Here is a 26,640-nt window from a genome sequence, read left to right as displayed (position 1 = left end):
GGTCTCGAACGGATGAAAACGGGAAATTGAGCGGAATGTACGTGTACGACGCTCAGTCGCCGTACGGGTTGAAGTCGAAGTACTGCTTCGCGATCCGGTCGTACGTGCCGTCTTTCAGCATCGACGCGATCGCACCGTCGATCGATGCCTTCAGCGCGGTGTCGGACTGCCGCATGCCGATGCCGACGCCGCGATCGCCCATGTCGAGCGGCCCGCCGACGAACGCGAAGCCCTTGCCGCGCGGCTGGCGCAGGAACCCGTAGTCGGCTTCCACCGTGCCGAGCAGCGCCGCGTCGAGGCGGCCGTTCACGAGATCGGCGAACACGTCGTCCTGGCTCTTGTACGGCACCACGCTGACGCCGGCCGGCGCCCAGTGCGCGAGCGCCCACGATTCGAACTGCGTGCCCGACTGCACGCCGACGCGCTTGCCGGCCAGCGACGCCGTCGTGCTGTCGAGCCCGCTCGCGGGCCGCGCGACGAGCCGCGACTTGAAGCGGAACAGCTTCGCCGAGAACAGGATCTGCTTCTCGCGCTTCGCGGTGATCGCCATCGACGACAGGATCGCGTCGATCTTGCGCGCCTGCAACGCGGGGATCATCCCGGAGAATTCGAGCTCGACCCACTGGCAGCGCAACTGCGCGCGGCGGCAGATCTCGTTGCCGAGATCGACGTCGAAGCCCTTCAGGCTGCCGTCGGGTGCTTTCGCATCCATCGGCGGATAGGTCGGGTCGATGCCGAGGCGCACCACGTGCGCATCGAGCGCATGCGCGGAGGGGGCTGCCAGGCCAATGCACAGGGAAACGAGCGGGACGAGGAAACGTTTCATGGTCGACGAAGGGCAGGAAGAGAAACCAGCGTGAGCAAACGGCATGAGCCGGACTGCCTGCGATCGTAGGCGGCACAGGCCACCGCCGGAACCATCGACTGCCTTATCATGATCGGTATTTCCGATCACCGGCCTCGCGCTCATCCATGGCGTTCACGCTGTCCCAGCTCCGCATCTTCCAGGCCGTCGTCGAGCACGGCAGCCTGCGCGCCGCCGCACGCGCGCTCGATCTCGCGCAAAGCGGCGTCACGCAGCAGCTGCAGAGCCTCGAAGCCACGCTCGGCGCGACGCTGTTCACGCGCACCAATCGCGGGATCGTGCCGACGGCCGTCGGCCAGCGGCTGCTCGCGCGCTCCGGTTCGATCCTCGGCGAATGCGACCAGGTCGAGCGGGAGATCCGGCAACTGAGCGGCGCGTACGAAGGCACCGTCACGCTCGGCCTCGTGGCCGAGCCGCTGACCGACGCGTTCGCGCCCGTGCTGACCGCGTTCCGCGCGCGCTTCGACAAGGTCGACGTGCACCTGCGCACCGGCACGTCGCGGATGATGGTCGGCTGGCTGCGCGAAAGCGCGGTCGATTTCGCGATCGCGCTGGTCGCGAAGCAGACCGATACGACCGATCTCGCGGTCACGCCGCTGCATGCGTCGGCGCCGGTGGTCGTCTGCCGCAACGGGCATCCGGCGATGCACGCGCAATCGCTCGCCGAGCTGGCCGGCTATGCGTGGGTGTCCACGCGCTCGCCGAACCTGAGTGTCGACCCGGTCGTCAACCGGCTGCTCGCGTACTTCGACGCGCACGGCCAGCCGCCGCCGAAGGTGCTCGCGACCGTCGAAGGGATGTTCGAGACGCTGCAGATCGTCACGCAGACCGATTCCCTCGCACTCGAAACCGAGGCCATCACGCGGCACGGACCGTTCGCCGGCGCGCTCGTGAAGGTGCCCGTGCGCGAGCAGGCCGAATCGCAGGACATCTGCCTGCTGCAGCGCGCGGCCGTGCCGCTGACGCCGGCCGCGCAGGAACTCGCGACGATGCTCGCGTCGTACCTGAGGATGGTGCGCGGGCGGTAAGCGCACGTGGCGCGCCGCCGCCCGCCGCGCGCGTCAGTCCAGCGATTCCCGCGCCGTCTCGCGCAGCATCGCGACCGCGATCAGCGACAGCACCACGCACGCGGCCACGTAGCCGGCCGGCGCGAGCTTGCTGCCGGTCGTCTTCACGAGCCAGGTGGCGATCAGCTGCGCGGTGCCGCCGAAGATCGTCACCGCGAGCGCATACGCGATCGAGATGCCGGTCGCCCGCACGTGGCGCGGCAGCGACTCGCACATCAGCGCCATTTCCGACGCCGAGCCGAGCGAATAGAACAGCAGCATCAGCGCGGTCAGCGGCAGGATCACCGACAGCGTCGGATGATGGTTCATCAGCCAGAACGCCGGGAACAGCAGCAGGACCAGCACGCCGCGGCCGACGAAGATCGGCAGGCGCCGGCTGCCGAGCTTGTCCGACAGCCAGCCGAACAGCGGGCACGTGACCAGCATCACGCAGCCCGACGCAACGCCGACGAACATCGACAGCTTCATCGGCAGGCCGAGCGTGTGGATCGCGTAGGTCGGCATGTAGAACGTCAGGATGTAGGTCGACACCGTGCCGCCCATCACCGTGAGCATCAGCAGCAGCACCGTGCGCGTGTGCTGCGAGAACAGCTCGTGCAGCACGCCGCGCTCGATGCCGTGATGGCTGTCGCCGGGCGCGTCGTCCGCGAGCCGGCGGCGCAGGTACATGCCGACCGGCGCGATCAGCACGCCGACGAGGAACGGCAACCGCCAGCCCCAGCTTTCCAGCGCGTCCTTCGTCATCGTGTTCGACAGCAGCGCCGCGAAGCCCGAACCCATCAGCGCGGCGCCGCCCTGCGTCGCGAGCTGCCAGCTCGCGCGGAACGCGCGGCGCGACGTGCCGCCCTGTTCGAGCAGCGTCGACGTCGCCGCGCCGAATTCGCCGCCCTGCGAGAAGCCCTGCAGCAGCCGCGCGAACACGACGAGCAGCGGCGCGGCCACGCCGACCTGTGCATAGGTCGGCGCGATCGCGATCAGGCCCGTGCCGAGCGCCATCAGCATGATCGTCAGGTTCAGCGCGGCCTTGCGCCCCTTGCGGTCCGCATAGACGCCGAGCACGACGCTGCCGAGCGGCCGCGTGAAGAAACCGGCGGCAAACGTCGCGACCGACAGCAGCAGCGACGTGGTCGGGTCGCTCGACGGAAAGAACAGCCTGCCGATCAGCACCGCGAAAAAGCCGTACACGGTGAAATCGAAGAACTCCAGCCAGTTGCCGATCACGGCCGCGGCGATCGCGCCGCGTCGCGTGACGGCAGGCGCGCCCGGCGCGCGGGTGTCGGCTGCCCCCGTCGACGCGGGGTGCAGCGCGAGATGGTCTTTCTGCATCGTTGTCGTCTCCTCTCAATGCGGCCGGAAGCGCCGGCCGCCCGCCACCGCCCGGGTCACTGCCCGAGGTAACGCTCCACGAGGCGCGTCCAGAACGCCGCGCCGATCGGCAGGTTGCGATCGTTGAAGTCGTATTTCGGGTTGTGCACCATGCAGCCGTCCTCGCCTTCGCCGTTGCCGAGCCGCACGAACGAGCCCGGCCGCTGCTGCAGCATGAACGCGAAATCCTCGCTGCCCATCAGCAGGTCGGTCTGCTCGACCACGTGCGCGTCGCCGACGAGTTCGCGCGCGACCTGCGCGGCGAAATCCGTTTCGGCATCCGTATTGACGACGACCGGGTAGCCTTCGATGTACTCGACGTTCGCGGTCGCGCCATAGCTCGCGGCCTGCGTTTCGGCCAGCTCGGTGATGCGGCGCTTGAGCAGCGCGCGGATTTCAGGGCTGAACGAACGCACGCTGAGTTCAAGGCGTGCGCCGTTCGGAATCACGTTGTTCGCGGTGCCCGCGTGCATCGAGCCGACCGTGACGACCGCCGGCTGCGACGGATCGACGTTGCGCGCGACGATCGTCTGCAGCGCCATCACGATGCTCGCCGCGACGACGACCGGGTCGACCGTCAGGTGCGGCCGCGCCGCATGGCCGCCGACGCCCTCGATCGTGATGATCGCCTTGTCGCCGGCCGACATGAACGGGCCGCGCCGCGTGAGGAACACGCCGGGCGCCGCGCCCGGATGGTTGTGCATGCCGAACACGGCGTCGCACGGGAAGCGTTCGAACAGGCCGTCGTCGATCATCTTCTTCGCGCCGCTGTCGACCCCGTGCTCTTCCGCCGGCTGGAAATACAGGTGCACGGTGCCGGAGAAGTGGCGCGTCTTCGCGAGGTGCTGTGCTGCGCCGAGCAGCATCGTCGTGTGGCCGTCGTGGCCGCAGGCGTGCATCTTGCCGTGCGTGCCGCTCGCATACGGCAGGCCGGTCGCCTCGATGATCGGCAGCGCATCCATGTCGGCGCGAATGCCGATGCTGCGTGCGCCGTCGCCCACGCGCAGCGTGCCGACGACACCCGTCTTGCCGACCCCGCGCGTCACCTGCCAGCCCCATTGCTCGAGCTTGTCCGCGACGAGCGCGGCCGTGTCGTGCTCTTCGTACGCCAGCTCGGGATGGTGGTGGATGTGGTGACGGATCTCGCGCAGCCCGCCGGCGGCGGGCATCAGATCCTCGACTTCGGTGAATCGGGTATCGCTGGTCATCAAGGGGCTCCTGCTGTTTGTCTGCGCACGCAGAAGGCGCGTGCGGGAAAGCGAGCCACTATATCGAGCCGATATCGGTTCAATAAGATGCGGAATTTTTCACCGCGATAAGGTTTTTTAATCAGGGTTTTTACGGACAACGGGCGCCGGACTGTAGCTTTCGATTAGATGAGGATATGGAACAGAATCCTTGCCGACAGGAATACTCATGGGAGACGACAGATCATTGATCTGCCGTCTCCTCAGGCTGCCCAGGCTTGGTACGTCGGGCGGTCAGAAAACGGTCATGCGGCTGCCGCCTGCTCAAGATTCGAGACAAGCGTCCCAACAAAGCTATCCATCGTCGCCTCACCCATATCGACAGCTTTGGCACCGCCGCCAGCGACGATCGTCACGTCGGTGATCCCGATCACGTTGAGGATCAGTTTCAGGTAATGGGTTGCAATGTCGCGATCCCGAATAGGCGAGCCCTCGGTGTAAACGCCTCCCGATGCCAGCAGCACCGTCGCTTTTTTGCCGGTGACGAGACCCTTCCCGTCGAATCCCAGCGTCATGCCCTTGCGCACGATGTGATCGACCCATGCCTTCAGCGCCGCCGGCACGTTGTAGTTGTAGACCGGCGTGGCAATCATGATGTGGTCGGCGGCCAGCAGCTCGGCGACAAGTTCATCCGACAAGCGCAACTCTTCCTTCATCGCAGCCGATTGATGCTCGGGCGCCGTGAAGTAGGCCTGTAGCCAAGGCGCCGTGACGAAGGACAGATTCGTTTCCCCCAGATCGCGTTTGACGATCTCGCCGCCCGGATGCGCGGCCTGCCATTGCGCGACGAAGCGACGTGTCATGTTTCGCGAGATGGAGGCATCACCGCGAGGGCTGGTTTCAACAACGAGTAGTTTGCTCATGGTTGTTCTCTTCGAGTAGTGAGTAGGTGAATGGATGTCAGCCAAAGCGAAAACCGGAGATCGGTTTTCCAGGTGCATGGCCATGAAAGTCGATATGTCCCGGTTCGCCGGATGCCGCTCCAGCGGCGACCATTAGCGGAAGCAAGTGGTCTTCGTGTAGCTGAGCATGGCGTGCACCGGGCGCCTGCTCCCAATGGATCAGTGCGTCATCGCGGGTGGACGATGGGCGTTCCGACAGCGTGCCGGCGAAATTCCGCAGATAGGTTTCTAGCTCGCTCCGGGTGGAGCGCATCGGTCCGGGCTCAAGAAAGAAACAAGGGCCGCCACCGTGATTGACGAAGTAAGTTGGCTGCATGCGACCCATGGTGGGGGCAGCCGCTCTTCTGCGGAAGAGATATAATTCTGCTGGTTTCTATCGGTTTATATGATGCATGGCGCTCGGCAACCTTAGCCTGGACCAACTACGTGTGTTGGTGACGATTGCGGACGTGGGCAGCTTCTCGGCGGCCGCCCGCAAGCTTCGGCGCGCGCAATCGGCCATCAGCCAGGCGGTTGCCACCCTTGAAGATTTACAAGGCGTCCGCCTGTTTGATCGAAGCGGTCACCGGCCGCGGCTCACGGACATTGGACAAGTGCTGGTCGAGCAGGCGCGTCTCGTGCTGGCCAGCGCGGCGCGCTTCGAGGCCGTTGCGGCGAGCAACCGGTCAGGACTGGAAGCCGAACTCGCGCTGGCGATCGACCCGCTGGTGCCGACCGCGCCGCTGACCGAAAGCCTGCACGCACTGCGCAATGCCTATCCCGACCTTCCTGTCAGTTTTACGACAGAGGGCCTTGGGGGCGCCTTGCGCCGTTTGCGCAATGACTCTGCCACGCTGGCGATTTGCCTGTTGCTTCCGGCCGTGCCGGAAGACATCGTCGCGCACCCGCTGCTGCGCGTCGACATGATCCCGGTCGTCGCGCCTGGTCATCCATTGGCCTCACTCGGCAGGCCAGCAACGCGAAGCGACCTTGAGCCGCATGTCCAACTCGTGCTCTCCGACCCGGCTGACCCTAACGGTGCGTCTTACGGGCTATCAAGCGCGAGGCTGTGGCGTTTCGTCGATATCGGAAAGCGCCTGGATTTCCTTCTGGCAGGCTTCGGGTGGTGCCGCATGCCAGGCCATCTCGTCAGCGAAGCCATTGCCGCCGGGCATCTGATGCGTATCGAGATCGAGAACGACCCAACCCCGCGCGAGGGGCTGACGATCTATGCAGCTCACCGACGCGAACGCGCGCCCGGGGTTGCCGGCCGCTGGTTGCTGGACAAACTCAAGCGGTGTCTGTGTCCCTGACGACGGGTCTCGCTCACTCGACAGCGGACAACGTGACGATCCGCGTGGGCTATTCGACACTGAATTGCAAGGACGGGCTCGCGATCGCCGGCAAGAGCCCGGTGGTCCGCAAGTTCCCGATGGTGCCGGGCATCGATCTGGTCGGCGAAGTCGAACACAGCGCGCACCCGGATTACCGCCCCGGCGACCGCGTCGTGCTCAACGGCTGGGGCGTCGGCCGCATCGTCGCCGACGTCAACGCATGACGCCCGCCACGGCTGCCATGCCATTTTCTCAGGAGACCTCATGACTGCTTCAGACAACGCACCCATCAGCCGCTTCCCTGTGCCGGCGCTCGAAGCGCTGCCCGACGACATTCGCGAACGCATCGCAACCGTCCAGGAAAAGTCGGGCTTCATCCCGAACGTGTTCCTCACCCTCGCGCATCGCCCGGACGAGTTCCGCGCCTTCATGGCGTATCACGACGCGCTGATGGACAAGCCGGGCAACCTCAGCAAGGCCGAGCGCGAAATGATCGTCGTGGCCACCAGCAGCGTGAACCAGTGTCAGTACTGCGTGATCGCGCACGGTGCGATCCTGCGCATTCGCGCGAAGGATCCGCTGATCGCCGACCAGGTCGCCACCAACTACCGCAAGGCCGACCTCACCGCGCGGCAGAAGGCGATGCTGGACTTCGCGATGAAGGTGTCGCAGGCCGCGCACCAGGTGGGCGAAGCGGACTTCGACACGCTGAAAGCACATGGCTTCTCCGAAGAGGACATCTGGGACGTGATGGCTATCTCGGCGTTCTTCGGCATGTCCAACCGCATCGCGAACGTGACGAACATGCGCCCCAACGCGGAGTTCTACGCGCTGGGGCGCTGAGCGCAGCGCGCGGTCATCGCCGCACCTTCGGAACGATCGGCATGCACCCGCATGCCGATCGTCCGTGCGCCCCCGGCTGCCGCGCTTACCCGATGTCCTTCAGCACATCCAGCCCGCCCGGCAGCGTCGCATCGGGAAACTGCGTCGACAGCGTCGCATCGCGCCACCGTGCCGCTTCTTCCGCGCGCTGCTGTTCCGCCTGCTCGCAGACGAACAGTGCATCGCCGCCGAGCAGCAAGCGCATCGGTACGTCGTCGCGCCGTGACAGCTCGACGATCAGCGTCGCGATCCGCGCGGGATCGCCGATCTCTTGGCCACCGTACTTACCGAGCAGGTCGAGCATCATCCCGACCGACGGCTGGTAGTCGGGCAGCAGATCGTCGACGCCGCGCTTCGCCTCTGCGGCCCATTCGGTGCGCATCCCGCCCGGCTCGAGCGTGCACACGCGCACGCCGAACGACGCGACTTCCTTCGCGAGCACGTCGCTGAACCCGCCGACCGCCCACTTCGCGGCCTGATACGCAGACAACCCGGCCATCGACACGCGTCCGCCGACCGACGACACCTGGAAGATGTGCCCCGCGCGCTGCGCACGCAGCGTCGGCAGCACCGCACGCGTGAGGTTGATCACGCCGAACAGGTTCGTTTCGATCTGATCGCGGAAATCGTCGGCGCCCATCTGCTCGAACGGCGCCGTGTGACCGTAACCCGCGTTGTTAACCAGCACGTCGATCCGGCCGAACGCCGCATGTGCCGCCGCGACAGCCTGCGCGGCCGCTGCTTCGTCGGTGACGTCGAGTGCGACCGGCAGCAGCCGGTCGCCGTACCGCTCGGCCAGATCGGCCAATCTTGCGGGATCGCGTGCACCGGCCACCAGTCGGTCACCTGCCGCCAGCACCGCTTCCGAAATCGCTCGCCCCAGGCCGCGCGCGGCCCCCGTTACCAACCAGACTTTCGACATTTCCTACTCCTTGATCGCGGTGAAACCGCATAAATGAATGATTACTCACTCATTAATATGGGCGACGATTCGGTCTTTCATGACCTGCATCGCCCTGCCTGACACTCACTGCTGGCCGCTGTCGCGACGCGCGCAACCGCACGCGCCGCCACGGCGGCAATTCTTGACTCACACCGCGTGCAACACGGCCCACAACGCGCGAAACCCGGCCTCCCGGTACGCATCGGCCCGCGCCGGATCGCGCGCGATCGACTCCATGGCCGTTTCCGCGATCGACATGAACAACGCCAGGCAGAACGTATGCGTGTCGTCGTGGTTCAGCGCGCCCGACGCAGCAACCTGCTCGCGCAGCAGCGCGTTGATCCCGCCGAAACCTTCGGCGCCGGCCGCGCGATGCGCGTCGTCGATACGCCCGCTCACGCCGAGCTGCTGCAATGCGCGCCGCCCGTCCGGATCCGCGACACCCCACGACACATAACCGTTCCACGCATGCCGCACGGCCTGCTCGACCGGCGCGTGCTCCGGAAACCCGGCCGTCATCGCTTCGCGCATGTCGGCCTTCAGGCTCAGGTACAGCGCGTTCAGCAACGCATCCTTGGTCTCGAAGTACGTGAACACCGTGCCTTCCGCCACGCCGGCGAGCCGCGCGATGCGCGCGGTCGTCGCAGTCGCGCCGTCTTCCGCGAGCGCGCGGGCGGCGGCGGCGAGAATGGCGTCGTGCTTGTCGGGACTGCGCGGTCGGGCCACGTTCGATTCCTTTAATGAGTGAGCGCTCAATCATAATCCGGCCATCATCCGGAATGCAAGCCCTGTTACATCAGGGGGAACACATACGCAATCCGTCAAAACGGTGCACTATTAGCGTTTTGCCGTACCGGCGGCGGCGCAGCCGGCGCCCGATGCCCTCGACGTTCGTTTCACGTTCCCCGTTTCAAACCGCGAACCTCCCATGACGAATCAGCCTACCCAGACCGCGGCCGACCGGCCCGTCGACATGATCATCTTCGGCGGCGGCGGCGACCTGGCCGCCCGCAAGCTGTTGCCCGCGCTGTACATGGCGCACCTGCACTGCAACCTTCCGCCCGAGACGCGCATCATCGCCGTCGGCCGCCGTGACTGGGGCATCGACGGCTATCGCAAGTTCATGGACGAGCAGTCGCGCCCGTTCATCGACGAGAAGGCGTTCGACCCCGATGCGTGGAGCCGCTTCCTCGACCTGTTCAAATACGTGCTGATCGACGTGAACGCGCCGGACGACTACCTGCGGCTCGCCGAAGCGGCGCGCGGCGATGCAGTCCGCGTGTTCTACCTGTCGACGTCGCCGGAGCTGTTCACGACGATCTGCGACAACCTGTCGGCCGCACGCCTCGTCGACGCGCACTCGCGCGTCGTCCTCGAAAAGCCGCTGGGTCACGACCTCGCGTCCGCGAAGGCGATCAACGATGCGGTCGGCAAGCACTTCGAGGAATCGCAGATCTATCGGATCGACCACTATCTCGGCAAGGAAACCGTGCAGAACCTGATGGTGCTGCGCTTCGGCAACCCGATCTTCGGGCCGCTGTGGCAGGCGCCGAGCATCCGCAGCGTGCAGATCACGGTGGCGGAAACGGTCGGCGTCGGCAGCCGCGCGGGCTTCTACGACCATACGGGCGCGCTGCGCGACATGGTGCAGAACCACCTGCTGCAGTTGCTGTGCATCGTCGCGATGGAGCCGCCCGTGTCGCTCGACCCGGACGCGGTGCGCGACGAGAAGCTGAAGGTGCTGCGCTCGCTGCGGCCGATGTCGCTGTCGGACGTCGCGCGCGACACCGTGCGCGGCCAGTACACGGCCGGCGCGGTCGACGGCCAGCCGGTGAAGGGCTATCTCGAGGAAGACAACGTGCCGGCCGACAGCCGCGCGGAAACCTTCGTCGCGCTGCGCGCGCACATCAACAACTGGCGCTGGGCGAACGTGCCGTTCTTCCTGCGCACCGGCAAGCGGCTGCAGCGCCGCCAGTCGGAAATCGTGGTCGAGTTCGCGGACATGCCGTTCTCGATCATCCCGACCGGCCCGCGCCACTACAGCAACCGCCTCGTGATCCAGCTCCAGCCGGAAGAGTCGATCCAGCTGCAGATGCTCGCGAAGGAACCGGGCAGCGGGATGAACATGGTGCCGGTCAACCTGAACCTCGACCTGCAGCAGGCGATTCCGGAGCGGCGCGCGGAAGCGTACGAACGGCTGCTGATCGACGTGATCCGCGGCCGCCTCACGCATTTCATGCGCCGCGACGAGCTCGAAGCCGCCTGGTCGTGGGTCGAGCCGATCCTCGACGGCTGGAAGCAGCTCGGCGACCGGCCGCGCCTGTACACGTCCGGCACGTTCGGGCCCGCCGCTTCGTCGGCGCTGCTCGCACGCGACGGGATGTCCTGGTCCGAAGAGGCGTAACGCGCTACCACGGCGTGCCGCCGCGCGGCACGCCGGATCGCCCGGGGCGGCGGCGCCCGCCCTCTACCGCGACAGCGGCTCCATCCATGCGGCCTTGCGTCGCGCCGGCGCATCGCTGCCGCTGCTGCCGCCCAGCACCTCGATCATGTAGTCGACGAACGACGCGATCCGCGACGAGATCGCGGTATTGCGGTAATACACCGCATGGATCGGCTGCTCGACATCGAGCGTCTGGCGCCCGAGCACCTGCACGAGCCGGCCCGCTTCGCGATCCTGCGCGGTCATGAAATCCGACAGGCAGACGACGCCGGTCCCCTCCAGCGCAAGCTGCCGCAGCGTCTCGCCGCTCGACGAACAGACGTCCGGCTCAATGCGGCACGCTTCGCCGTCCGCACCGAGGATCGGCCACACGTTCAGCGATTCGGGCTGCGTGAAGCCGAGCAGCGTGTGCTTGTCGAGATCCTCGACCTTGCGCGGCTGGCCATGCGCTTCGATATACGCCGGGCTCGCGAGGATGCGCAGCCGGCTGTTGCCGATACGCCGGCTGTGCAGCGTCGAATCCTTCAGCCGGCCAATCCGGATCGCGACATCGGTGCGCCGCTCCAGCAGGTCGATGATCCCCTCGTTGCTGTTCAGCTCCAGCTCGACCTTCGGAAAGCGTTCGCGGTAGCCGCGCACGAGCGGCACGATCACGTGCAGCATGAACGGCGTCGCGGCGTCGACACGCAGGCGCCCCGACGGCATCTCGCGCCGCGCGAGCATCTGCTCCTCCGCGTTCTCGACCGATTCGATGATCGCGCGCGCATTCTGCAGGAACGCGCGCCCTTCCTCGGTCAGTTCGAGCCGGCGCGTGGTCCGGCGCAGCAGCGTGGTCTTCAGCTTCTCCTCGAGCCGCGCGAGCGTGCGGCTCGTCGCCGACACGGTGAGGTCGAGCTGCTGGGCGGCAGCCGTGATCGAACCGGTGTCGACCACGGCGGCAAAGGCCTGGAGTTCGTCGAGCGTGATCTTCATTGTTGATTTGAAATCAAAACAATTTGGTTTATAGACCAGTTTTTCAGCAAAAGTAAAGTCGGCACACTGCGATCCATCCTTACTGGAACCTGGATCCCATCATGCCACTCGCCCTGCTTGCGCTGACCATCAGCGCCTTTGCCATCGGCACGACCGAGTTCGTGATCGTCGGGCTGATCCCGACGATCGGCGCCGACCTCGGCGTCAGCCTGCCGTCGGCCGGCCTGCTCGTCAGCCTCTACGCGCTGAGCGTCGCCATCGGCGCGCCGCTGCTCACCGCGCTCACCGGCCGCGTGCCGCGCAAGACGCTGCTCGCCGGGCTGATGGCGCTCTTCACCGTCGGCAACCTCGTCGCCTGGCAGGCGCCGAGCTACGAATCGCTGATCGTCGCACGCGTCCTCACCGGCCTCGCGCACGGCGTGTTCTTCTCGGTCGGCTCGATCATCGCGACGACGCTCGTGCCGAAGGACAAGGCCGCCAGCGCGATCGCGACGATGTTCAGCGGGATGACCGTCGCGTTCGTCGCCGGCATTCCGCTCGGCACCTTCATCGGCCAGCACTTCGGCTGGCGCGCGACGTTCCTGATCGTCGCGCTGTTCGGCCTCGTCGCGTTCCTCGGCGCAGTCGCCTTCGTGCCGCGCGGGCTGCCGCAGACGCCGCCGGCGCCGCTCGCCCGCCAGCTGCGCGTGCTGACGCAGCCGCGCCTGCTGCTCGTCTTCGCGATGACGGCCGTCGGCTACGGCGGTTCGCTGATCGCGTTCACGTACATGGCGCCGCTGCTCGAACAGATCGCCGGCTTCACGCCGTCGCAGGTCAGCCTCGTGCTCGTCGGCTACGGCGTGTCGGTCGCATTCGGCAACGTGTGGGGCGGCAAGCTCGCGGATGCAGTCGGCCCGGTGAAGGCACTCAAGCGGATCTTCCTGCTGCTCGCGATCGTGCTGCTCGCGCTGACCTTCACGATCCACGTGAAATGGCTCGCGGTGCTGACGATGCTCGCGTGGGGCGCGGTGGCGTTCGGCAACGTGCCGGGGCTGCAGGTGTACGTCGTCAAGCAGGCGCGCCACTTCGCGCCGGACGCTACCGACGTCGCATCGGGCTTCAACATCGCCGCCTTCAACCTCGGCGTGGCCGGCGGCTCGTCGCTCGGCGGCCTGATCGTCGCGAACGTCGGCCTCGGCCACACGCCGTGGATCGGCGCCGTCGTCACGCTCGGCGCGTTCGCACTCACCGCGCTGAGCGGCCGCCTCGATCGCCGCCACGGGCTGCCGGAACGCACGGCCGAACCCGTCGAACTCGCCCATTGAACGTCACTTTTTGCAGGAGCTATCCAGCATGAACGCATCGACCCGACGTCCGCCGTTCGCCGGCAAGACTTTCGAAGTCCGTTACGACGGCCTCACCGCACTCAACGCGTACGACGAGGACGGCCTCCACCTGCGCTACGAGATCACCGAAGGCCCGTACGCGGGCGCGAAGGGCGAAGTCGAATACACGTGGCAGCCCGTCGCCGGCGAGACCTACGCGATCTCGTGGCAGGAAGCCGACCGCGCGACGGTCGTGCATATCGACGATTTCGCCGCCGGCACGTCGCGCTCGTTCTTCACCGCGTCGTCGCTCGATTTCTACCGCCTCGAAGGCAGCCTGCGCGCGATCTGAACGGAGCCCGACATGTCCACTTCACTCGACAAACTCGCCGACGGCGGCTTCAGCATCGGCATCGAACTGCCGCTCGACAACGACTGGTCGCCGGCCGGCGACGCGAAGCGCCAGCATCAGGGCCGCCGCCCCGGCGTACCCGACCTGGAGATCCATGCGGAGCTCGCACAGCTGGCCGACACGCTCGGCTTCCGCGCGCTCTGGGTGCGCGACGTGCCGGTGTACGACCCGTCGTTCGGCGACGCCGCGCAGGTGTTCGAAACGTTCTCGTATCTCGGCTACCTCGCCGGCATCACGAACGACATCCTGCTCGGCACGGCCGCCGTCGTGCTGCCGCTGCGCGAACCGCTGCTGACGCTGAAATCGGCCGCGACGATCCAGGAACTGAGCGGCGGACGCCTGATGCTCGGTGTCGCGAGCGGCGACCGGCCGGTCGAATATCCGTTGTTCGGCCGCGACTTCGCGTCGCGCGGCGCGAATTTCCGCGACCAGATCGCGCTGCTGCGCGACGGCGCGCGCGGACACCTGCCGCCCGGCCTGGACGTACTGCCGGCCGCCCGCTCGCCGGTGCCGCTGCTCGTCGCGGGCCTCGCGCAACAGACGCCCGCGTGGATCGGCGAGCACATGGACGGCTGCCTCGCGTATCCGGGCACCCCGGCCGACCACGCGCAGCGCGCCGCGAACTGGCGCGCGGTGGCCGGCGACAAGCCGTACGTGAGCTTCATCCACCTCGATCTCGCGGAAGATCCGCACGAGCCGCTGCAGCGGCACCGCTTCGGCGCCCGCGCAGGACGCGTCGCGCTGACGGAAGAACTCGCGGCGATGCGCGACGCGGGCGTGCGGCACATCGGCCTGCATTTCCGCCGCAACCGCCGCCCGCTCGACGAGACGATGGCCGAGATCGCATCCGACGTGCTGCCCGCTTTCCATCCGAGGACAAACGCGCAAACGCGCGCTGCATAAGGCCGGCAACGGCCCTCGGCGGACCCGCGGCACAACCAATATTTGATTTTAAATCAAATATTATTGACCTCTAAAGGCGTTTATTTCATCAGTTTCAAGCGCCAGAATGACTCCCATACCGCAACCGTTCCCCCCTCCCAGGAGCACATGATGAGCAAGATTCCCGCATTCGGCCTCGGCACTTTCCGCCTGCAAGGCCAGGTTGTCATCGACTCGGTCCACAACGGCCTCGACGTCGGCTACCGCGCGATCGACACCGCGCAGATCTACGGCAACGAAGCCGAAGTCGGCGAAGCGATCGCCGCATCGGGCGTGCGCCGTGAAGACCTGTTCCTGACCACGAAGATCTGGGTCGACAACTACGCACCGGAAAAGCTGGTCGCGAGTCTCGAGGAAAGCCTGCGCAAGCTGCGCACCGACTATGTCGACCTGACGCTGATCCACTGGCCGGCCCCGGGCAACGGCGTGTCGATCCAGGCGTTCATGACCGCACTCGCCGAAGCGAAGGCGAAGGGCCTCACGCGCCAGATCGGCATCTCGAACTTCAACATCGAACTGACGAAGGAAGCGATTGCGGCCGTCGGCAAGGAGGCGATCGCGACGAACCAGATCGAACTGAGCCCGTATCTGCAGAACCGCAAGCTCGTCGAGTTCCTGAACAGCGAAGGCATCCACGTGACGTCGTACATGACGCTCGCGTACGGCAAGGTGCTCGGCGATCCGGTGATCGGCGCGATCGCGCAGCGTCACAACGCGACGCCCGCGCAGGTCGCACTCGCCTGGGCGCTGCAGCTCGGCTACTCGGTGATCCCGTCGTCGACGAAGCGCGAAAACCTCGCAAGCAACCTGCTCGCGCAGACGCTGCGCCTGACCGACGAAGACATGGCGCAGATCGCCGCGCTGGAGCGCAACGGCCGTGAAGTCGACCCGGCCGGCCTCGCGCCGAAGTGGGATTAAGCACGCCGCCCCCCGTAATCGACCCGTCCGCGGCCAGCCGGCCGCGGCACCGACAGGACACGACCATGACCCAGGACCCGCTTTTTCAACCGCTGCAGCTCGGCGCGCTGACGCTGCCGAACCGCATCGTGATGCCGCCGATGACGCGTTCGCGCGCAAGCCAGCCCGGCGACGAAGCCAACGAACTGATGGCCGCGTATTACGCGCAGCGCGCGAGTGCGGGCCTGATCGTCAGCGAAGGCACCTACATCGCGCCGCTCGGCAAGGGCTACGCCTGGACGCCCGGCATACACACGCCGTCGCAGGTCGCCGGCTGGCGCAAGGTGACGGACGCCGTGCATGCCGCGCACGGCCGGATCTTCGCGCAGCTGTGGCACGTCGGCCGGTTGAGCCACACGAGCCTGCTCGGCGGCGCGCAACCCGTGTCGTCGTCGCCGATCCAGGCAACGGGCGTGAACGTGTTCGTCGCCGGTGAAGACGGCAGCACGCCGGGCTTCGTGCAGGCATCCGAGCCGCGCGCACTGTCCGTCGACGAAATCCGCGAGATCGTCGATCAATACCGCGCCGCCGCACGCAACGCGATCGAAGCCGGCTTCGACGGCGTCGAGCTGCACGGCGCGAACGGCTACCTCGTGAACCAGTTCATCGATTCGAACGCGAACATGCGTACCGACCAGTACGGCGGCTCGCTGGAGAACCGGCTGCGCTTCCTGCGCGAAGTCGCGCAGGCACTGATCGACGGCACCGGCGACGCATCGCGCGTCGGCATCCGCCTCGCGCCGCTGACCACGCTGAACGGTTGCGTCGACGACGATCCGGAAACGACCTACCTCGCCGCCGCGAAGCTGCTCGGCGAGCTCGGCATCGGCTACCTGCACATCGCGGAAGCCGACTGGGACGACGCGCCGCTGATGCCGGTCGCCTTCAAGCAGCAACTGCGCGCCGCGTACCCGGGCGTGCTGATCTACGCCGGCGCGTACACCGCCGAGCGCGCACGCGAAGCGATCGCCGCCGGCTGCGCCGACCTCGTCGCCTTCGGCCGCCCGTTCGTCGCGAACCCCGACCTGCCCGAGCGCCTGCGCACTGGCGCCACGCTCACACCGCACGACCGCGACACGCTGTTCGGCGGCGGCGCCCGGGGCCTGACCGACTACCCGACGCTCGCGCAAGCAGCAGCCTGAACGATTCACTGGAGTCCCACATGAAAGCAACGCTCGCCCGGCTCGCGCTCGCCGCGATCCTGCCGTTCGCGGCCGCGCAGGCTGCCCACGCCGCGCCGTCCGCACCGGCGGCCGACTGGTATCCGTCCGTCTATGGCGCGAACGACGAAATCGGCGCGGCCAACCTGCTGACGCCCGACGTCATCAAGCAGGCGGTCGGCCTCGTGAAAGCCGGCAAGACCTATCCGCTGGCCGTGCCGGTGGACAAGAACCTGCCGGCGTTCCGCCACCGCAGCTTCCGCCTGTACAACGTGCAGGTCGGCCAGCAGGCCGGCAAGAGCCTCGGCCCGAACAAGTTCACGTTCAACGACGAACTCGTCAACGCGTGGACCGGCGTCGGCACGCAGCTCAACGGCATCGGCCACATCGGCATCGACAACGTGTACTACAACGGCAACCAGGCGGCCGATTTCGTGACCGTCGACGGCGTGAAGAAGCTCGGCGTCGAGAAGGTGCCGCCGATCGTCACGCGCGGCGTCGTGCTCGACATGACCGCCTACTACGGCAAGCCGGTCGTGCCGGGCGGCACCGAGTTCACGGTCGCCGACATCCAGGCCGTGCTGAAGAAGGAAGGGCTGACGCTGCGCAAGGGCGACGTCGTGCTGTTCAACACCGGCTGGCTCGAGCTGATCGGCAAGGACAACAAGCAGTTCCTCGAAGTCGAGCCCGGCATCGGCATGGAAGCCGCGAAGTGGCTCGCCGACCAGGGGATCGTCGCATTCGGCGGCGACACGTGGGCGTCGGAGGTCTATCCGAATCCGCATACGCAGGACGAATTCCCGATCAACCAGTACATGCTCGCGAAGCGCGGCATCTACAACCTGGAACTGATCGACAGCCGCGCGCTGGTACGCGACAAGGCGTGGGAATTCCTGTTCGTGCTCGGCCAGCCGCTGTACGTCGGCTCCACGCAGGTCAACATCAACCCGGTCGCGATCCGCTGAGCGCGCATCCGTCCCCCGACAATCGCGGCCGCTATCGCCGCGATTGTCATTTCCGAATTGCAGCCTGCGCATTCGGCGTCTAACGTTGACGCGATTGACTCCGCACGAGCACGACCGTCACCCGACCTGAAAGGACGCACCGCCATGCCAAGCCGCTTCCCCCTGCGCGACATGCTGCTGGCCCTCGCGGCCAGTCTTTCCCTTGCAACGTTCACCGCGCCTGCACAGGCTGACGAGGCTTCCGGCCTCACGCCGCCGGCGCCGGCCACGCCAGTGCTGTCGACCACCGCGACCGGCGTGCAGATCTACTCGTGCGAATACGATGCCGAACACCGGCTCGCGTGGGCCTTCCAGCGCCCGGAGGCGATGCTGTTCGACGATAGCGGCACGCTCGTCGTGCGGCACGGCGCCGGGCCGTCATGGGAAACGCTCGACGGCAGCCGCATCACCGGCAAGAAACTCGCGGAAGCACCGAGCATGCACCCGGCCAGCATTCCGCAACTGCTGCTCGCGACAACGCCGGCCGCCACGGGCACGCTCGCCGGCGTGCACTTCGTGCAGCGGCTCGACACGGCGGGCGGCACGCCGCCGGCCACGACGTGCACGACCGAGCATGCGGTCGGCCGCTTCCCGTACTTCGCACGCTACGTGTTCCTGAAGTGACGTACGCGGCGCCGCAGGCACCGGGCATCGTCCCGGCGCCTTCCATCACGCCTCCATTCAATCAGTTATCCTGTCTTTCAGGAACGGAAGCGTGAAATCGTCGCGCCCTTCGTTCCGGCTGTTCAGCGTATCCGCATCGACAACTCGACGTCGCCGCCGAACGGCACCGACAGATAGCCGTGTTCCGGCGCGCGCACGTAGGCGAGGTAGTCGGGGCTGTATTCCGCGTTGTCGGCCACGACGAACGCCCCCGCCCTGAGGTGCGGCTCGACCAGCGCGAGAATTTCCGGATACAGCGCCTTCGCACCGTCGAGCAGCAACAGGTCGACGGAATCGGGAAGATCGGCGGCCAGCGTGCGCAGCGCATCGCCCTCGCGAATCTCCACGAGATCGGCAAGGCCGGCCTCGACCAGGTTCGCCTGTGCACGCGCGACCTTCGACGGCTCGAATTCGCTCGTGACCAGCCGGCCGCCGCCGTTGTCGCGCAGCGCGGCCGCGAGATGCAGCGTCGAAATGCCGAACGACGTGCCGAATTCGACGATCGTCCGTGCACCGCCGCTGCGCGCGAGCATGTACAACAACGTGCCCGTCTCGCGCGACACGGGAAGCGGATAGTCCTTCAGGCGCGCATACAGCTCGATGTAGTCCGTCTTGCTGCGCATCAGCCGCGCTTGCTCGTCGCGCGATACGCCGGCGAAATCCGGGCTCGTCGCGGGCGACGACGCATCGGCTTCGTCGAACAGGCGCGCGAGCAGCGACGCCAGCGGGTCGTGAATCAGGGTGGTCATGCGGATCTCCAGGATCAGGTTGAGTGCGTCAGTGCGCCCGACTAGAATATGACGAACTATTCAGGTTTTACTATTCGCATTGGCAAACCGCCCATGACCGACCGCCGCAACGCCCCGATCGCCACGCGCAAGCTGCCTCGGCAGGCGCGCTCGACCCGTCTCGTCGAAGACGTCCTCCAGGCCGCTATTCAGGTTTTGGCGACCGAAGGCGCGCAGCGTTTCACGATGGCGCGTGTCGCCGAGCGCGCCGGCGTGAGCGTCGGCTCGCTGTACCAGTACTTCCCGAACAAGGCGTCCGTGCTGTTCCGGCTGCAGCACGACGAATGGCGGCAGACGTACGAGATGCTGTGCGGGATCCTGCAGGACCCGCAAAAGACGCCGCCCGAGCGGCTGCGCGTCGCCGTCCGTGCGTTCATCCGTTCGGAATGCGACGAGGCAAGCATGCGCATCGCGCTCGACGACGCCGCGCCCCTCTATCGCGACGCCCCCGAGGCACGGGAAGCGCGGGCCGACGGCAACCGGGCCTTCAGCGCGTTCATGCGCGAAGCGTTGCCCGGCGTGTCCGACGCCACGCATGCGCTCGCGTGCGAGCTGATCCTGACGACGCTCACGTCGGGCGGCAAGGTGTTCTCCGAAACCCCGCGCACGCCGGCGGAAATCGACGCCTATTCCGCCGCGATGGCCGACATGTTCTGCGCGTACCTCGCGCAGCTTTCGCGCGATTGATGCGACGAGGGCCGGAACGCGCGCGGGCGCAGCCGGCGCGCGGCACCGGTATCATCCGGGTGCCGCGTGCGCGCGGCCGCGCATCGCGTCGCGCGACGCCGCCAGCATGCGCGTGCACCACCCCAATGAAATACATTTGTAAGATTCAATGGCTCACCCGCTCCTGCCCTGCCCGCCGACCCCGCATTCAAATAGTCGCCTTAACGGATTCAAACTAGGCGTATACACGCGTGTCTTCGCAACGAAGCCCCGTTGCAGGCCGATATAAGCGCTGAGACATGCGCTGCATGCTCTTTCCCCGATGGGACGTGATGGGCGGCTCGCCTAACCTTCGCTACGGCAAAGCACACGTGACGGGGTCGACTCCACAACGCGTCGCACGACGCGACACCCTCGCGATCGTTTCGATTCGCACGTAACGACACGAATCACGCGTCATTCGTCCCCACGACGTTGCCGACAAATCCCAACTAGATAGATACGAGACACCCTGACGACGGTTCGCTACGGGCCGTTTCAGCATGCTGATAAAGGAGCAAGCTCATGAGTGATACCCCGGTGCAGTCGACGGTCGACGTCGGCTCGGCAGAAACTGACTTTGGCACCAAGGGAGTCATCGACCGGTACTTCGGCATTTCGTCGCGCGGCAGCACGCAGCGCACCGAGATCGTCGCCGGCGTCACCACCTTCCTCGCGATGGTCTATTCCGTGTTCGTCGTGCCCGGCATGTTCGGCAAGGCCGGCTTCGACACGAGCGCCGTGTTCGTCGCGGTCTGCCTCACCACCGCGTTCGGCTCGCTGCTGATGGGCCTGTGGGCCAAGCTGCCGATCGCGATCGGCTGCGCGATCTCGCTGACCGCGTTCACCGCGTTCGGCCTCGTGCTCGGCAAGGGCCTGCATCCGACGGTCGCGCTCGGCGCCGTGTTCCTGATGGGCCTCGTGTTCACGGGCATCTCGGTCACCGGCGTGCGTTCGTGGATCCTGCGCAACCTGCCCGCGGGCGTCGCGCACGGCACGGGCATCGGCATCGGCCTGTTCCTGCTGCTGATCGCGTCGAACGACGTCGGCCTCGTGATCAAGAACCCGGGCGCCGGCCTGCCGGTCTCGCTCGGCCAGATCACGTCGCTCCCGGTCATCATGTCGGTCGTCGGCCTCGCCGCGATCTTCGGCCTCGAGAAGCGTCGCGTGCCGGGCGGCATCCTGCTCGTCGTGATCGCGATCTCGATCTTCGGCCTGATCTTCGATCCGAGCGTGAAGTACCACGGCATCTTCGCGCTGCCGTCGCTGAGCGCACCCGGCCATGCGTCGCTGATCGGCGCGATGGACATCAAGGGCGCGCTGTCGATGGCCGTGCTGCCGAGCGTGCTGGCGCTGGTGATGACCGCCGTGTTCGACGCGACCGGCACGATCCGCGCAGTCGCCGGCCAGGCCGGCCAGCTCGACGCGAACGGCCGCATCATCAACGGCGGCCGCGCACTGACCGCCGATTCGATCAGCTCGATCTTCTCCGGCTTCCTCGGCGGCGCGCCGGCGGCAGCCTACATCGAGTCGAGCGTCGGCGTGGCCGCCGGCGCGAAGACGGGCCTCGCGGCCGCCGTGGTCGGCCTGCTGTTCCTCGTCGTGATGTTCTTCTCGCCGCTCGCGGGCCTCGTGCCGTCGTACGCCACCGCACCGGCGCTGATGTACGTCGGCCTGCTGATGCTCAGCAGCGTGAGCAAGCTGCACATGGACGACATGGTCGACGCGATGTCGGGCCTCGTGTGCGCGGTGTTCATCGTGCTGACCGCGAACATCGTGACGGGCATCATGCTCGGCTTCTCGACGCTCGTGATCGGCCGCATCGCCAGCGGCGAATTCCGCAAGCTCAACGTCGGCACCGTGCTCATCGCGGCCGTGCTCGTCACCTTCTATCTCGGCGGCTGGGCCATCTGACCGCGGGACATGCGCGACGTCGCCTGCAGAAGGGCGGCGCGCATCGGGACGACGACGTCTCCTCCACCATCATCGTTGATGGTCTCCAGGCCTGGGAACGCGAGTTTCCAGGCTTTTTTTGTTGGTGCGGTGCAGCGTGACGCTGCGTCGCGGAAACGGCGCGACGCGCATTCGCGCCCGGTGCTACGATCGCGCTTTGCCCCTTCAGGAGCCGCGATGAACGCGCTCGGCATCGTCTCCGAATCGAGCACCCGGACCTCGGCGCGCAAGCCGCCGTTCATACCGTCGTTCGGCTTCCACGAAGTGCATGAATCGCAGCCGATCGACGCGCCGCCCGCGCGCATCATCGATGCCGTCGCGTCGCTCGACATGCGCGCCGATCCCGTCATCGACGCGCTGATGATGGTGCGCGAATTCCCCGCTGCCGTTGCCGGCGCGCTTCGCAACAGCCCTGCCCGCGCCGGGCGCGCGCGCTTCGGCTTCGACACGTTCACGCTGCTCCATCGCGACGACACGTCGCTGTCGCTCGGCCTCGTCGGACGCTTCTGGCGCCCCACGCCCGACGTGCGCGCCATCGCCGATGCCGCCGCCTTCGTCCGGCACGACGACCCGCGCGATGCGAAGCTGGTGCTCCGGTTCGAGGTCGTCGGGCTCGCCTCGGGCGCGCACATCCTGCGCACCGAAACCTTCATTCATTGCCCGACCGCGCGCACGCGCTGGCTGTTCACGCCGTACTGGCTCGCGATCCGGCTCGGGAGCGGCTGGATCCGGCGCCGCACGCTGGCGGCGGTCGAGATGGCGCTGGCCTGAGGTCGCCCCGTCAGAACGGCTTGATGACGGCCAGCCCGACGGCGATCGCCGTCGCGACGATCACCGCGCCCGCCGCCTGTCCGAGCCACGGCGCCGGCACGACGACGAGATCGTCGCGTTCCATGCGCCGCAGCGTGCCGGTCAGAATCCCGTGCAGCACCGACAGCGCGGCGACGATCGCGAGCTTCACCGACAACCACGCCGCGCCGAACCAGTGGCCGCTCAGCGCGAGCGCGATCCCCGCGATCCACACGAGCGCAAGCGCGGGCACCGTCACCGTGCGATCCCAGCGCCGCACCGCGCGCTGCACGGCAAGGTTCGCGATCCGGACGCCGACGGACAACATCAGCAGCCCGCCGACGAACGTAACGACGGCGATCACGTGCACGGTCTTCAGCATCAGGTAGATCATTGCGCGTGCCGCTTGCGCGCGATCCATCCCGCACTCGCCAGCCCCGCGAACGGCACGACGGCCGACAGCACGAGCCGCGCGACCTCGCCCCGGCTCCACAGCCCGCTCGACGCGGTGCCGACGACCGCCCACACGTACATCGCGAACGCGATGCCGTGCACCGGGCCCATGACCGATACCGCGACCGGATAGCCGGCCAGGTGCTTGAGCGGCACGGCCACGCACACCAGCACGACGAGCGTGGTCGTCTCCAGCAACGACAGGTACTGCAGGTTCCGCAATGCGTTGCGATCGTCTTGTTCCATCGACACGGCTCCGGGTGGGTTCACGGCGATTGTCGCGTGTGGTGCCGGTTCGAGCCATTGGCTAGAATGACATCTTTCGACGGATTCTGGCCACGGTCACGAACGCCATGCACACGGTTGCCGTTCTCGCTTTGCCCGATGTCGTCCCGTTCGATCTGGGCGTCGCATGCGACACGTTCGCGCGTGTGCGCGCACCCGACGTCGCACAGCCGTACCGGGTGCGCGTATGCAGCGAGCATCCGCGCGTCGCCGGCGACCTGTTCGAGCTGCGCCCGCCGTTTCGTCTCGACGCGCTTGCCGAGGCCGACACGATCGTCGTCCCCGGCACGTCCGTGCCGCTCGCGCCCACCTCGCGTCGCGTGATCGCGGCGCTGTGCGACGCAGCCGCGCGCGGTTGCCGGATCGCGTCGATCTGCAGCGGCGCGTTCGTGCTCGCGGAAGCCGGGCTGCTCGACGGCCTGCGCGCGACGACGCACTGGCTCGCGGCCGCCGAACTCGCGCGCCGCTACCCGGGTGTCGACGTCGATCCGAACGTGCTGTTCGTCGACAACGGGCAGATCCTCACCTCGGCCGGTGCGGCGGCCGGCCTCGATCTGTGCCTGCACATGATCCAGGCCGACTACGGCGCGGCGGTGGCCGTCGACGCCGCACGCGCCGCGGTGGCGCCGCGCGTGCGCGAAGGCGGGCAGGCGCAGTTCATCGCGCCCGAGTGGCCGGCCGGCGGCGACGGGCTGCAGGACCTGATGGACTGGCTGCACGCGAACCTGCGCAAGCCGCTCACGCTCGATGCGATCGCGCGCAAGGGGTCGACGAGCGTGCGCACGCTGACACGGCGCTTCCAGGAGCAGACGGGCACGTCGCCGCGGCAATGGCTGCAGACCGCGCGCGTCAGGCACGCGCAGCAGTTGCTGGAGGTGACGGAGCTGTCGATCGAACATGTCGCGACGGAAGCCGGGTTCGGTTCGGTCACCGCGTTTCGCGAGCGGTTCGCGCGCATCGTCGGCACGTCGCCGCAACGCTATCGCCAGGCGTTCCGCGCACGCGCCGGCGCATGACGTCCCGCAGGCCCCCGACCTGAAACCCCGACCCGCCGCCCCTTTCGCGCCAACCGGACCCGACCGATGACCCGCATCCGCAACCCCCTGAACATCGCGCAGCTCCAGGCGTTCGTCTCCGCCGCGCATCACAAGAGCCTGCGCGCCGCCGCGCGCGAGCTCGGCGTCACTCAGCCCGCGGTCACGCATACGATCCGCGAACTCGAAACGGCGCTCAACGCGGAGTTGCTCGTGCGCAGCGTGCGCGGCGTCGAGCTGACCGCCTGCGGCCAGGCGCTGCTGCCGCGCGCCGAGCAGTTGCTCGGCGACATCCGCCGCACGGTCGAGGCCGTCGAGCAGGTGAAAGGCGAGATGTCGGGCCGTGTCGCGGTCGGCACGATGCCGTCGATCGCACTGACCGCGCTGCCGCACGCGGTCACGGCGTTCCGGCAGTCGATGCCGAACGTGAGCCTGCATCTCGAGGAAGTGACGGTGCCCGACGCGCTCGCACAGTTGCGCAACGGCACGCTCGATATCGCTGCGATGCACCATGTGCCCGCGCTCGACCGCGATTTCACGCAATTGCCGCTGCTGTCGACCGAATTCACGGTCGTGATGCGCGAAGGCCACCCGCTCGCCCATGCGCGCCGGTTAGAGGAACTGCTCGACGCCGAGTGGATCGTCACCGTCGGCGCCGAGCAGTTTCCGCACAGCGTGATGGTCGGGATGTTCGAGGCGCACGGGCTGCCGCTGCCGAAACGCCTGCTGCGATCGCCGATGTCGTTCGCGGTGACGCTCGGGCTCGTCGCGCGCTCGGACGTGATCGGCTGCTTCACGCGCCCGCTCGCCGAGATGGTCGCGCCGCTCGGCATCCGCACGGCCGAACTCGACGAAAGCATGCCGCGCTTCGACCTGTCGATCATCGCGCGGCGCGACCTGCTGCCCACGCCGGCCGTCTCGCATTTCGTCGCGTGCCTGCAGCGCGCGGTCAACGAAACGCTCGGTTGAATCGTTCCAGTGTGTGAAACGGCAGCGCCCGCAACGCGCCGCCGCCGGGCCCGGTATCGGGGCTTGTACTAGGCGCCCTGCCGGCATTTTGTCTTGATAATCTTGCGCACGTCGCGCGCCCGCATCGGGCGGGCGAAACGGACAGTCCGACGCGAAGCCGCGGCGGGCCGAAGGCTTACGGCGCGGCACAACCGCGCACCCATCGAACAAAACGAGGAGTCACCGAGTGAAAAAGATTCTTGCGGCTGTGACCGTCGCCCTGCTGGCCGTGTCGGCCGGCAGCGCATACGCGAAGGACTGGACGACCGTGCGGTTCGGCGTCGACGCAAGCTACCCGCCTTTCGAATCGAAAGGCGCTGACGGCAAGGTTGTGGGTTTCGACGTCGATCTCGGCAACGAAATCTGCCGCCGCATGAACGCGAAGTGCGTGTGGATCGAAAACGACTTCGACGGGATGATCCCGGCGCTGAAGGCCCGCAAGTTCGACGGCGTGCTGTCGTCGATGTCGATGACGCCGGCGCGTCAGGAACAGATCGCGTTCTCCGCGAAGCTGTTCAACACGCCGACGCGCCTCGTCACGAAGAAGGGCGCCGGCCTGATGCCGACGGCCGAATCGCTGAAGGGCAAGTCGATCGGCGTCGAGCAGGGCACGATCCAGGAAACCTACGCGAAGACGTACTGGGCCTCGAAGGGTGTGAACGTCGTGCCTTACCAGAACCAGGACCAGGTCTACGCCGACCTGATCTCGGGCCGTCTGGACGGCGCGCTGCAAGACGCGGTGCAGGCCGAGATCGGCTTCCTGAAGACGCCGCGCGGCGCGAACTTCGACTTCGCCGGCAAGGATCTCGACGATCCGAAGACGCTCGGCGAAGGTGCCGGCATCGGCCTGCGCAAGGAAGACACCGACCTGAAGGCGAAGATCGACGGCGCGATCGCCGGCATGCGCAAGGACGGCACGTACGCGAAGATCGCGAAGAAGTACTTCGATTTCGACGTCTACGGCAAGTAATACGGCACGCCAGCGCGCACCGCGCTGCGACGCAAACGGGCTCCGCAAGGAGCCCGTTTTTTTTGCGCGCACGGCATGGACAACGCTATTTTTTCCGCGCCAACCTGATGATTCTCAACGAAAAACCGCGTGTCCTGGCGCCGGTTTGATGGCGGCGAGGAAGGCAACGTACAATCGATCTTCCACGCACACGGATCATTCGCGGCTGCGCCGC

28 protein-coding genes and 1 pseudogene are annotated in these 26,640 nt (G+C 67.1%); 18 read left to right on the top strand and 11 right to left on the bottom strand.

Annotated elements, in window-relative coordinates; genetic code table 11:
* Positions 1–52 precede the first annotated feature (52 nt).
* Complete coding sequence (locus AC5LXK_RS18075; RefSeq protein WP_493392849.1) at positions 53–826, bottom strand: transporter substrate-binding domain-containing protein; 774 nt, start codon at positions 824–826, stop codon at positions 53–55.
* Positions 827–972: 146 nt separating this feature from the next.
* Here AC5LXK_RS18075 and AC5LXK_RS18070 point away from each other — a divergent pair, with 146 nt between their 5' ends.
* Entirely contained in the window at positions 973–1,893 is a 921-nt protein-coding gene (locus AC5LXK_RS18070) for a LysR family transcriptional regulator (RefSeq protein WP_493392848.1), read from the top strand.
* A gap of 33 nt (positions 1,894–1,926) precedes the next feature.
* Here the strand turns inward: AC5LXK_RS18070 and AC5LXK_RS18065 are convergent, their stop codons facing one another.
* The 4 genes from AC5LXK_RS18065 to AC5LXK_RS18050 form a co-directional block, all read right to left on the bottom strand.
* Positions 1,927–3,258, bottom strand: coding sequence for an MFS transporter (locus tag AC5LXK_RS18065; RefSeq protein WP_493392847.1), 1,332 nt, complete (start codon positions 3,256–3,258; stop codon positions 1,927–1,929).
* A gap of 56 nt (positions 3,259–3,314) precedes the next feature.
* Positions 3,315–4,505: a M20 aminoacylase family protein gene (locus AC5LXK_RS18060; protein WP_493392846.1), complete on the bottom strand. Its 1,191-nt coding sequence runs from the start codon at positions 4,503–4,505 to the stop codon at positions 3,315–3,317.
* A 284-nt stretch (positions 4,506–4,789) separates the two neighbouring features.
* Complete coding sequence (locus tag AC5LXK_RS18055; RefSeq protein ID WP_493392845.1) at positions 4,790–5,407, bottom strand: FMN-dependent NADH-azoreductase; 618 nt, start codon at positions 5,405–5,407, stop codon at positions 4,790–4,792.
* A gap of 37 nt (positions 5,408–5,444) precedes the next feature.
* Positions 5,445–5,762, bottom strand: a complete 318-nt coding sequence (locus tag AC5LXK_RS18050; RefSeq protein ID WP_493392844.1) for a hypothetical protein — start codon at positions 5,760–5,762, stop codon at positions 5,445–5,447.
* A 76-nt stretch (positions 5,763–5,838) separates the two neighbouring features.
* On the opposite strand from AC5LXK_RS18050, the gene AC5LXK_RS18045 reads away from it, so the two are divergent.
* From AC5LXK_RS18045 to AC5LXK_RS18035, 3 genes and pseudogenes are all read left to right on the top strand, one after another.
* Positions 5,839–6,738, top strand: coding sequence for a LysR family transcriptional regulator (locus tag AC5LXK_RS18045; protein WP_493392843.1), 900 nt, complete (start codon positions 5,839–5,841; stop codon positions 6,736–6,738).
* A pseudogene (locus AC5LXK_RS18040) lies at positions 6,723–6,956 on the top strand (alcohol dehydrogenase catalytic domain-containing protein); the annotation flags it as partial. The gene AC5LXK_RS18045 and the pseudogene AC5LXK_RS18040, both read left to right, overlap by 16 nt.
* Positions 6,957–7,023: 67 nt before the next feature.
* Complete coding sequence (locus tag AC5LXK_RS18035; protein WP_493392842.1) at positions 7,024–7,602, top strand: peroxidase-related enzyme; 579 nt, start codon at positions 7,024–7,026, stop codon at positions 7,600–7,602.
* An 85-nt stretch (positions 7,603–7,687) separates the two neighbouring features.
* Here the strand turns inward: AC5LXK_RS18035 and AC5LXK_RS18030 are convergent, their stop codons facing one another.
* Both AC5LXK_RS18030 and AC5LXK_RS18025 read right to left on the bottom strand, forming a co-directional pair.
* On the bottom strand, positions 7,688–8,563 hold the full coding sequence (locus AC5LXK_RS18030) for an SDR family NAD(P)-dependent oxidoreductase (RefSeq protein WP_493392841.1): 876 nt from the start codon (positions 8,561–8,563) through the stop codon (positions 7,688–7,690).
* 168 nt (positions 8,564–8,731) lie between these two features.
* Positions 8,732–9,310, bottom strand: a complete 579-nt coding sequence (locus AC5LXK_RS18025; RefSeq protein WP_493392840.1) for a TetR/AcrR family transcriptional regulator — start codon at positions 9,308–9,310, stop codon at positions 8,732–8,734.
* A gap of 202 nt (positions 9,311–9,512) precedes the next feature.
* Here AC5LXK_RS18025 and zwf point away from each other — a divergent pair, with 202 nt between their 5' ends.
* Positions 9,513–10,988 carry a glucose-6-phosphate dehydrogenase gene (zwf, locus tag AC5LXK_RS18020; RefSeq protein ID WP_493392839.1) on the top strand — a complete coding sequence of 492 codons (1,476 nt, stop codon included), beginning with the start codon at positions 9,513–9,515 and terminating at the stop codon, positions 10,986–10,988.
* A 63-nt stretch (positions 10,989–11,051) separates the two neighbouring features.
* On the opposite strand, the gene AC5LXK_RS18015 is transcribed toward zwf, so the two are convergent.
* A complete protein-coding gene (locus AC5LXK_RS18015; RefSeq protein WP_493392838.1) occupies positions 11,052–11,999 on the bottom strand; it encodes a LysR substrate-binding domain-containing protein in 948 nt (315 codons plus the stop codon).
* A 101-nt stretch (positions 12,000–12,100) separates the two neighbouring features.
* Between AC5LXK_RS18015 and AC5LXK_RS18010 the strand changes: the two genes are divergently transcribed.
* The 7 genes from AC5LXK_RS18010 to AC5LXK_RS17980 all read left to right on the top strand — a co-directional run bounded on the left by AC5LXK_RS18010 (position 12,101) and on the right by AC5LXK_RS17980 (position 18,402).
* Positions 12,101–13,303, top strand: a complete 1,203-nt coding sequence (locus AC5LXK_RS18010) for an MFS transporter (RefSeq protein ID WP_493392837.1) — start codon at positions 12,101–12,103, stop codon at positions 13,301–13,303.
* A 28-nt stretch (positions 13,304–13,331) separates the two neighbouring features.
* A complete protein-coding gene (locus AC5LXK_RS18005; protein ID WP_493392836.1) occupies positions 13,332–13,655 on the top strand; it encodes a MoaF-related domain-containing protein in 324 nt (107 codons plus the stop codon).
* 12 nt (positions 13,656–13,667) lie between these two features.
* Positions 13,668–14,618 carry an LLM class oxidoreductase gene (locus AC5LXK_RS18000; RefSeq protein WP_493392835.1) on the top strand — a complete coding sequence of 317 codons (951 nt, stop codon included), beginning with the start codon at positions 13,668–13,670 and terminating at the stop codon, positions 14,616–14,618.
* A gap of 150 nt (positions 14,619–14,768) precedes the next feature.
* Positions 14,769–15,575: a 2,5-didehydrogluconate reductase DkgB gene (gene dkgB / locus AC5LXK_RS17995; RefSeq protein ID WP_493392834.1), complete on the top strand. Its 807-nt coding sequence runs from the start codon at positions 14,769–14,771 to the stop codon at positions 15,573–15,575.
* 65 nt (positions 15,576–15,640) lie between these two features.
* Complete coding sequence (locus AC5LXK_RS17990; protein WP_493392833.1) at positions 15,641–16,756, top strand: alkene reductase; 1,116 nt, start codon at positions 15,641–15,643, stop codon at positions 16,754–16,756.
* 20 nt (positions 16,757–16,776) lie between these two features.
* Positions 16,777–17,739 carry a cyclase family protein gene (locus tag AC5LXK_RS17985; protein WP_493392832.1) on the top strand — a complete coding sequence of 321 codons (963 nt, stop codon included), beginning with the start codon at positions 16,777–16,779 and terminating at the stop codon, positions 17,737–17,739.
* A gap of 144 nt (positions 17,740–17,883) precedes the next feature.
* The gene (locus tag AC5LXK_RS17980; RefSeq protein WP_493392831.1) at positions 17,884–18,402 is read left to right on the top strand and encodes a DUF3455 domain-containing protein; all 519 of its coding nucleotides are present in this window, start codon (positions 17,884–17,886) and stop codon (positions 18,400–18,402) included.
* A gap of 122 nt (positions 18,403–18,524) precedes the next feature.
* On the opposite strand, the gene AC5LXK_RS17975 is transcribed toward AC5LXK_RS17980, so the two are convergent.
* The gene (locus AC5LXK_RS17975; protein ID WP_493392830.1) at positions 18,525–19,190 is read right to left on the bottom strand and encodes an O-methyltransferase; all 666 of its coding nucleotides are present in this window, start codon (positions 19,188–19,190) and stop codon (positions 18,525–18,527) included.
* A gap of 48 nt (positions 19,191–19,238) precedes the next feature.
* Here AC5LXK_RS17975 and AC5LXK_RS17970 point away from each other — a divergent pair, with 48 nt between their 5' ends.
* The 3 genes from AC5LXK_RS17970 (at position 19,239) to AC5LXK_RS17960 (ending at position 22,658) form a co-directional block, all read left to right on the top strand.
* Positions 19,239–19,916, top strand: a complete 678-nt coding sequence (locus AC5LXK_RS17970; RefSeq protein ID WP_493392829.1) for a TetR/AcrR family transcriptional regulator — start codon at positions 19,239–19,241, stop codon at positions 19,914–19,916.
* A 543-nt stretch (positions 19,917–20,459) separates the two neighbouring features.
* Positions 20,460–21,848, top strand: a complete 1,389-nt coding sequence (locus AC5LXK_RS17965) for an NCS2 family permease (protein ID WP_493392828.1) — start codon at positions 20,460–20,462, stop codon at positions 21,846–21,848.
* Positions 21,849–22,064: 216 nt separating this feature from the next.
* Positions 22,065–22,658, top strand: coding sequence for a hypothetical protein (locus AC5LXK_RS17960; RefSeq protein ID WP_493394098.1), 594 nt, complete (start codon positions 22,065–22,067; stop codon positions 22,656–22,658).
* Positions 22,659–22,668: 10 nt separating this feature from the next.
* Here AC5LXK_RS17960 and AC5LXK_RS17955 read toward each other — a convergent pair whose 3' ends face one another.
* Together AC5LXK_RS17955 and AC5LXK_RS17950 are read right to left on the bottom strand one after the other, a co-directional pair.
* Positions 22,669–23,070, bottom strand: coding sequence for a CopD family protein (locus tag AC5LXK_RS17955; protein WP_493394097.1), 402 nt, complete (start codon positions 23,068–23,070; stop codon positions 22,669–22,671).
* A complete protein-coding gene (locus tag AC5LXK_RS17950) occupies positions 23,067–23,375 on the bottom strand; it encodes a DUF3817 domain-containing protein (protein ID WP_493392827.1) in 309 nt (102 codons plus the stop codon). The genes AC5LXK_RS17955 and AC5LXK_RS17950 overlap by 4 nt, the downstream gene beginning before the upstream one ends.
* A gap of 107 nt (positions 23,376–23,482) precedes the next feature.
* Between AC5LXK_RS17950 and AC5LXK_RS17945 the strand changes: the two genes are divergently transcribed.
* The 3 genes from AC5LXK_RS17945 to AC5LXK_RS17935 all read left to right on the top strand — a co-directional run bounded on the left by AC5LXK_RS17945 (position 23,483) and on the right by AC5LXK_RS17935 (position 26,426).
* Entirely contained in the window at positions 23,483–24,430 is a 948-nt protein-coding gene (locus AC5LXK_RS17945) for a GlxA family transcriptional regulator (protein ID WP_493392826.1), read from the top strand.
* Positions 24,431–24,496: 66 nt separating this feature from the next.
* On the top strand, positions 24,497–25,417 hold the full coding sequence (locus AC5LXK_RS17940) for a LysR family transcriptional regulator (RefSeq protein ID WP_493392825.1): 921 nt from the start codon (positions 24,497–24,499) through the stop codon (positions 25,415–25,417).
* Between the two features lie 226 nt (positions 25,418–25,643).
* Positions 25,644–26,426 (top strand): ABC transporter substrate-binding protein, encoded by a 783-nt coding sequence (locus AC5LXK_RS17935; protein WP_493392824.1) that lies wholly within the window; start codon positions 25,644–25,646, stop codon positions 26,424–26,426.
* Positions 26,427–26,640 lie beyond the last annotated feature (214 nt).

This window comes from Burkholderia pulmonis (genome assembly GCF_984667975.1).
This window is presented reverse-complemented; position numbering and strand designations above follow the sequence as displayed.

Excerpts from the sequence above, each read along its gene's own strand:
- AC5LXK_RS18075 (WP_493392849.1), bottom strand. The coding sequence starts at position 826 with ATGAAACGTTTCCTCGTCCCGCTCGTTTCCCTGTGCATTGGCCTGGCA.
- AC5LXK_RS18070 (WP_493392848.1), top strand. The coding sequence starts at position 973 with ATGGCGTTCACGCTGTCCCAGCTCCGCATCTTCCAGGCCGTCGTCGAG.
- AC5LXK_RS18065 (WP_493392847.1), bottom strand. The coding sequence starts at position 3,258 with ATGCAGAAAGACCATCTCGCGCTGCACCCCGCGTCGACGGGGGCAGCC.
- AC5LXK_RS18060 (WP_493392846.1), bottom strand. The coding sequence starts at position 4,505 with ATGACCAGCGATACCCGATTCACCGAAGTCGAGGATCTGATGCCCGCC.
- AC5LXK_RS18055 (WP_493392845.1), bottom strand. The coding sequence starts at position 5,407 with ATGAGCAAACTACTCGTTGTTGAAACCAGCCCTCGCGGTGATGCCTCC.
- AC5LXK_RS18050 (WP_493392844.1), bottom strand. The coding sequence starts at position 5,762 with ATGCAGCCAACTTACTTCGTCAATCACGGTGGCGGCCCTTGTTTCTTT.
- AC5LXK_RS18045 (WP_493392843.1), top strand. The coding sequence starts at position 5,839 with ATGGCGCTCGGCAACCTTAGCCTGGACCAACTACGTGTGTTGGTGACG.
- AC5LXK_RS18035 (WP_493392842.1), top strand. The coding sequence starts at position 7,024 with ATGACTGCTTCAGACAACGCACCCATCAGCCGCTTCCCTGTGCCGGCG.
- AC5LXK_RS18030 (WP_493392841.1), bottom strand. The coding sequence starts at position 8,563 with ATGTCGAAAGTCTGGTTGGTAACGGGGGCCGCGCGCGGCCTGGGGCGA.
- zwf (WP_493392839.1), top strand. The coding sequence starts at position 9,513 with ATGACGAATCAGCCTACCCAGACCGCGGCCGACCGGCCCGTCGACATG.
- AC5LXK_RS18015 (WP_493392838.1), bottom strand. The coding sequence starts at position 11,999 with ATGAAGATCACGCTCGACGAACTCCAGGCCTTTGCCGCCGTGGTCGAC.
- AC5LXK_RS18010 (WP_493392837.1), top strand. The coding sequence starts at position 12,101 with ATGCCACTCGCCCTGCTTGCGCTGACCATCAGCGCCTTTGCCATCGGC.
- AC5LXK_RS18005 (WP_493392836.1), top strand. The coding sequence starts at position 13,332 with ATGAACGCATCGACCCGACGTCCGCCGTTCGCCGGCAAGACTTTCGAA.
- AC5LXK_RS18000 (WP_493392835.1), top strand. The coding sequence starts at position 13,668 with ATGTCCACTTCACTCGACAAACTCGCCGACGGCGGCTTCAGCATCGGC.
- dkgB (WP_493392834.1), top strand. The coding sequence starts at position 14,769 with ATGAGCAAGATTCCCGCATTCGGCCTCGGCACTTTCCGCCTGCAAGGC.
- AC5LXK_RS17990 (WP_493392833.1), top strand. The coding sequence starts at position 15,641 with ATGACCCAGGACCCGCTTTTTCAACCGCTGCAGCTCGGCGCGCTGACG.
- AC5LXK_RS17985 (WP_493392832.1), top strand. The coding sequence starts at position 16,777 with ATGAAAGCAACGCTCGCCCGGCTCGCGCTCGCCGCGATCCTGCCGTTC.
- AC5LXK_RS17980 (WP_493392831.1), top strand. The coding sequence starts at position 17,884 with ATGCCAAGCCGCTTCCCCCTGCGCGACATGCTGCTGGCCCTCGCGGCC.
- AC5LXK_RS17975 (WP_493392830.1), bottom strand. The coding sequence starts at position 19,190 with ATGACCACCCTGATTCACGACCCGCTGGCGTCGCTGCTCGCGCGCCTG.
- AC5LXK_RS17970 (WP_493392829.1), top strand. The coding sequence starts at position 19,239 with ATGACGAACTATTCAGGTTTTACTATTCGCATTGGCAAACCGCCCATG.
- AC5LXK_RS17965 (WP_493392828.1), top strand. The coding sequence starts at position 20,460 with ATGAGTGATACCCCGGTGCAGTCGACGGTCGACGTCGGCTCGGCAGAA.
- AC5LXK_RS17960 (WP_493394098.1), top strand. The coding sequence starts at position 22,065 with ATGAACGCGCTCGGCATCGTCTCCGAATCGAGCACCCGGACCTCGGCG.
- AC5LXK_RS17955 (WP_493394097.1), bottom strand. The coding sequence starts at position 23,070 with ATGATCTACCTGATGCTGAAGACCGTGCACGTGATCGCCGTCGTTACG.
- AC5LXK_RS17950 (WP_493392827.1), bottom strand. The coding sequence starts at position 23,375 with ATGGAACAAGACGATCGCAACGCATTGCGGAACCTGCAGTACCTGTCG.
- AC5LXK_RS17945 (WP_493392826.1), top strand. The coding sequence starts at position 23,483 with ATGCACACGGTTGCCGTTCTCGCTTTGCCCGATGTCGTCCCGTTCGAT.
- AC5LXK_RS17940 (WP_493392825.1), top strand. The coding sequence starts at position 24,497 with ATGACCCGCATCCGCAACCCCCTGAACATCGCGCAGCTCCAGGCGTTC.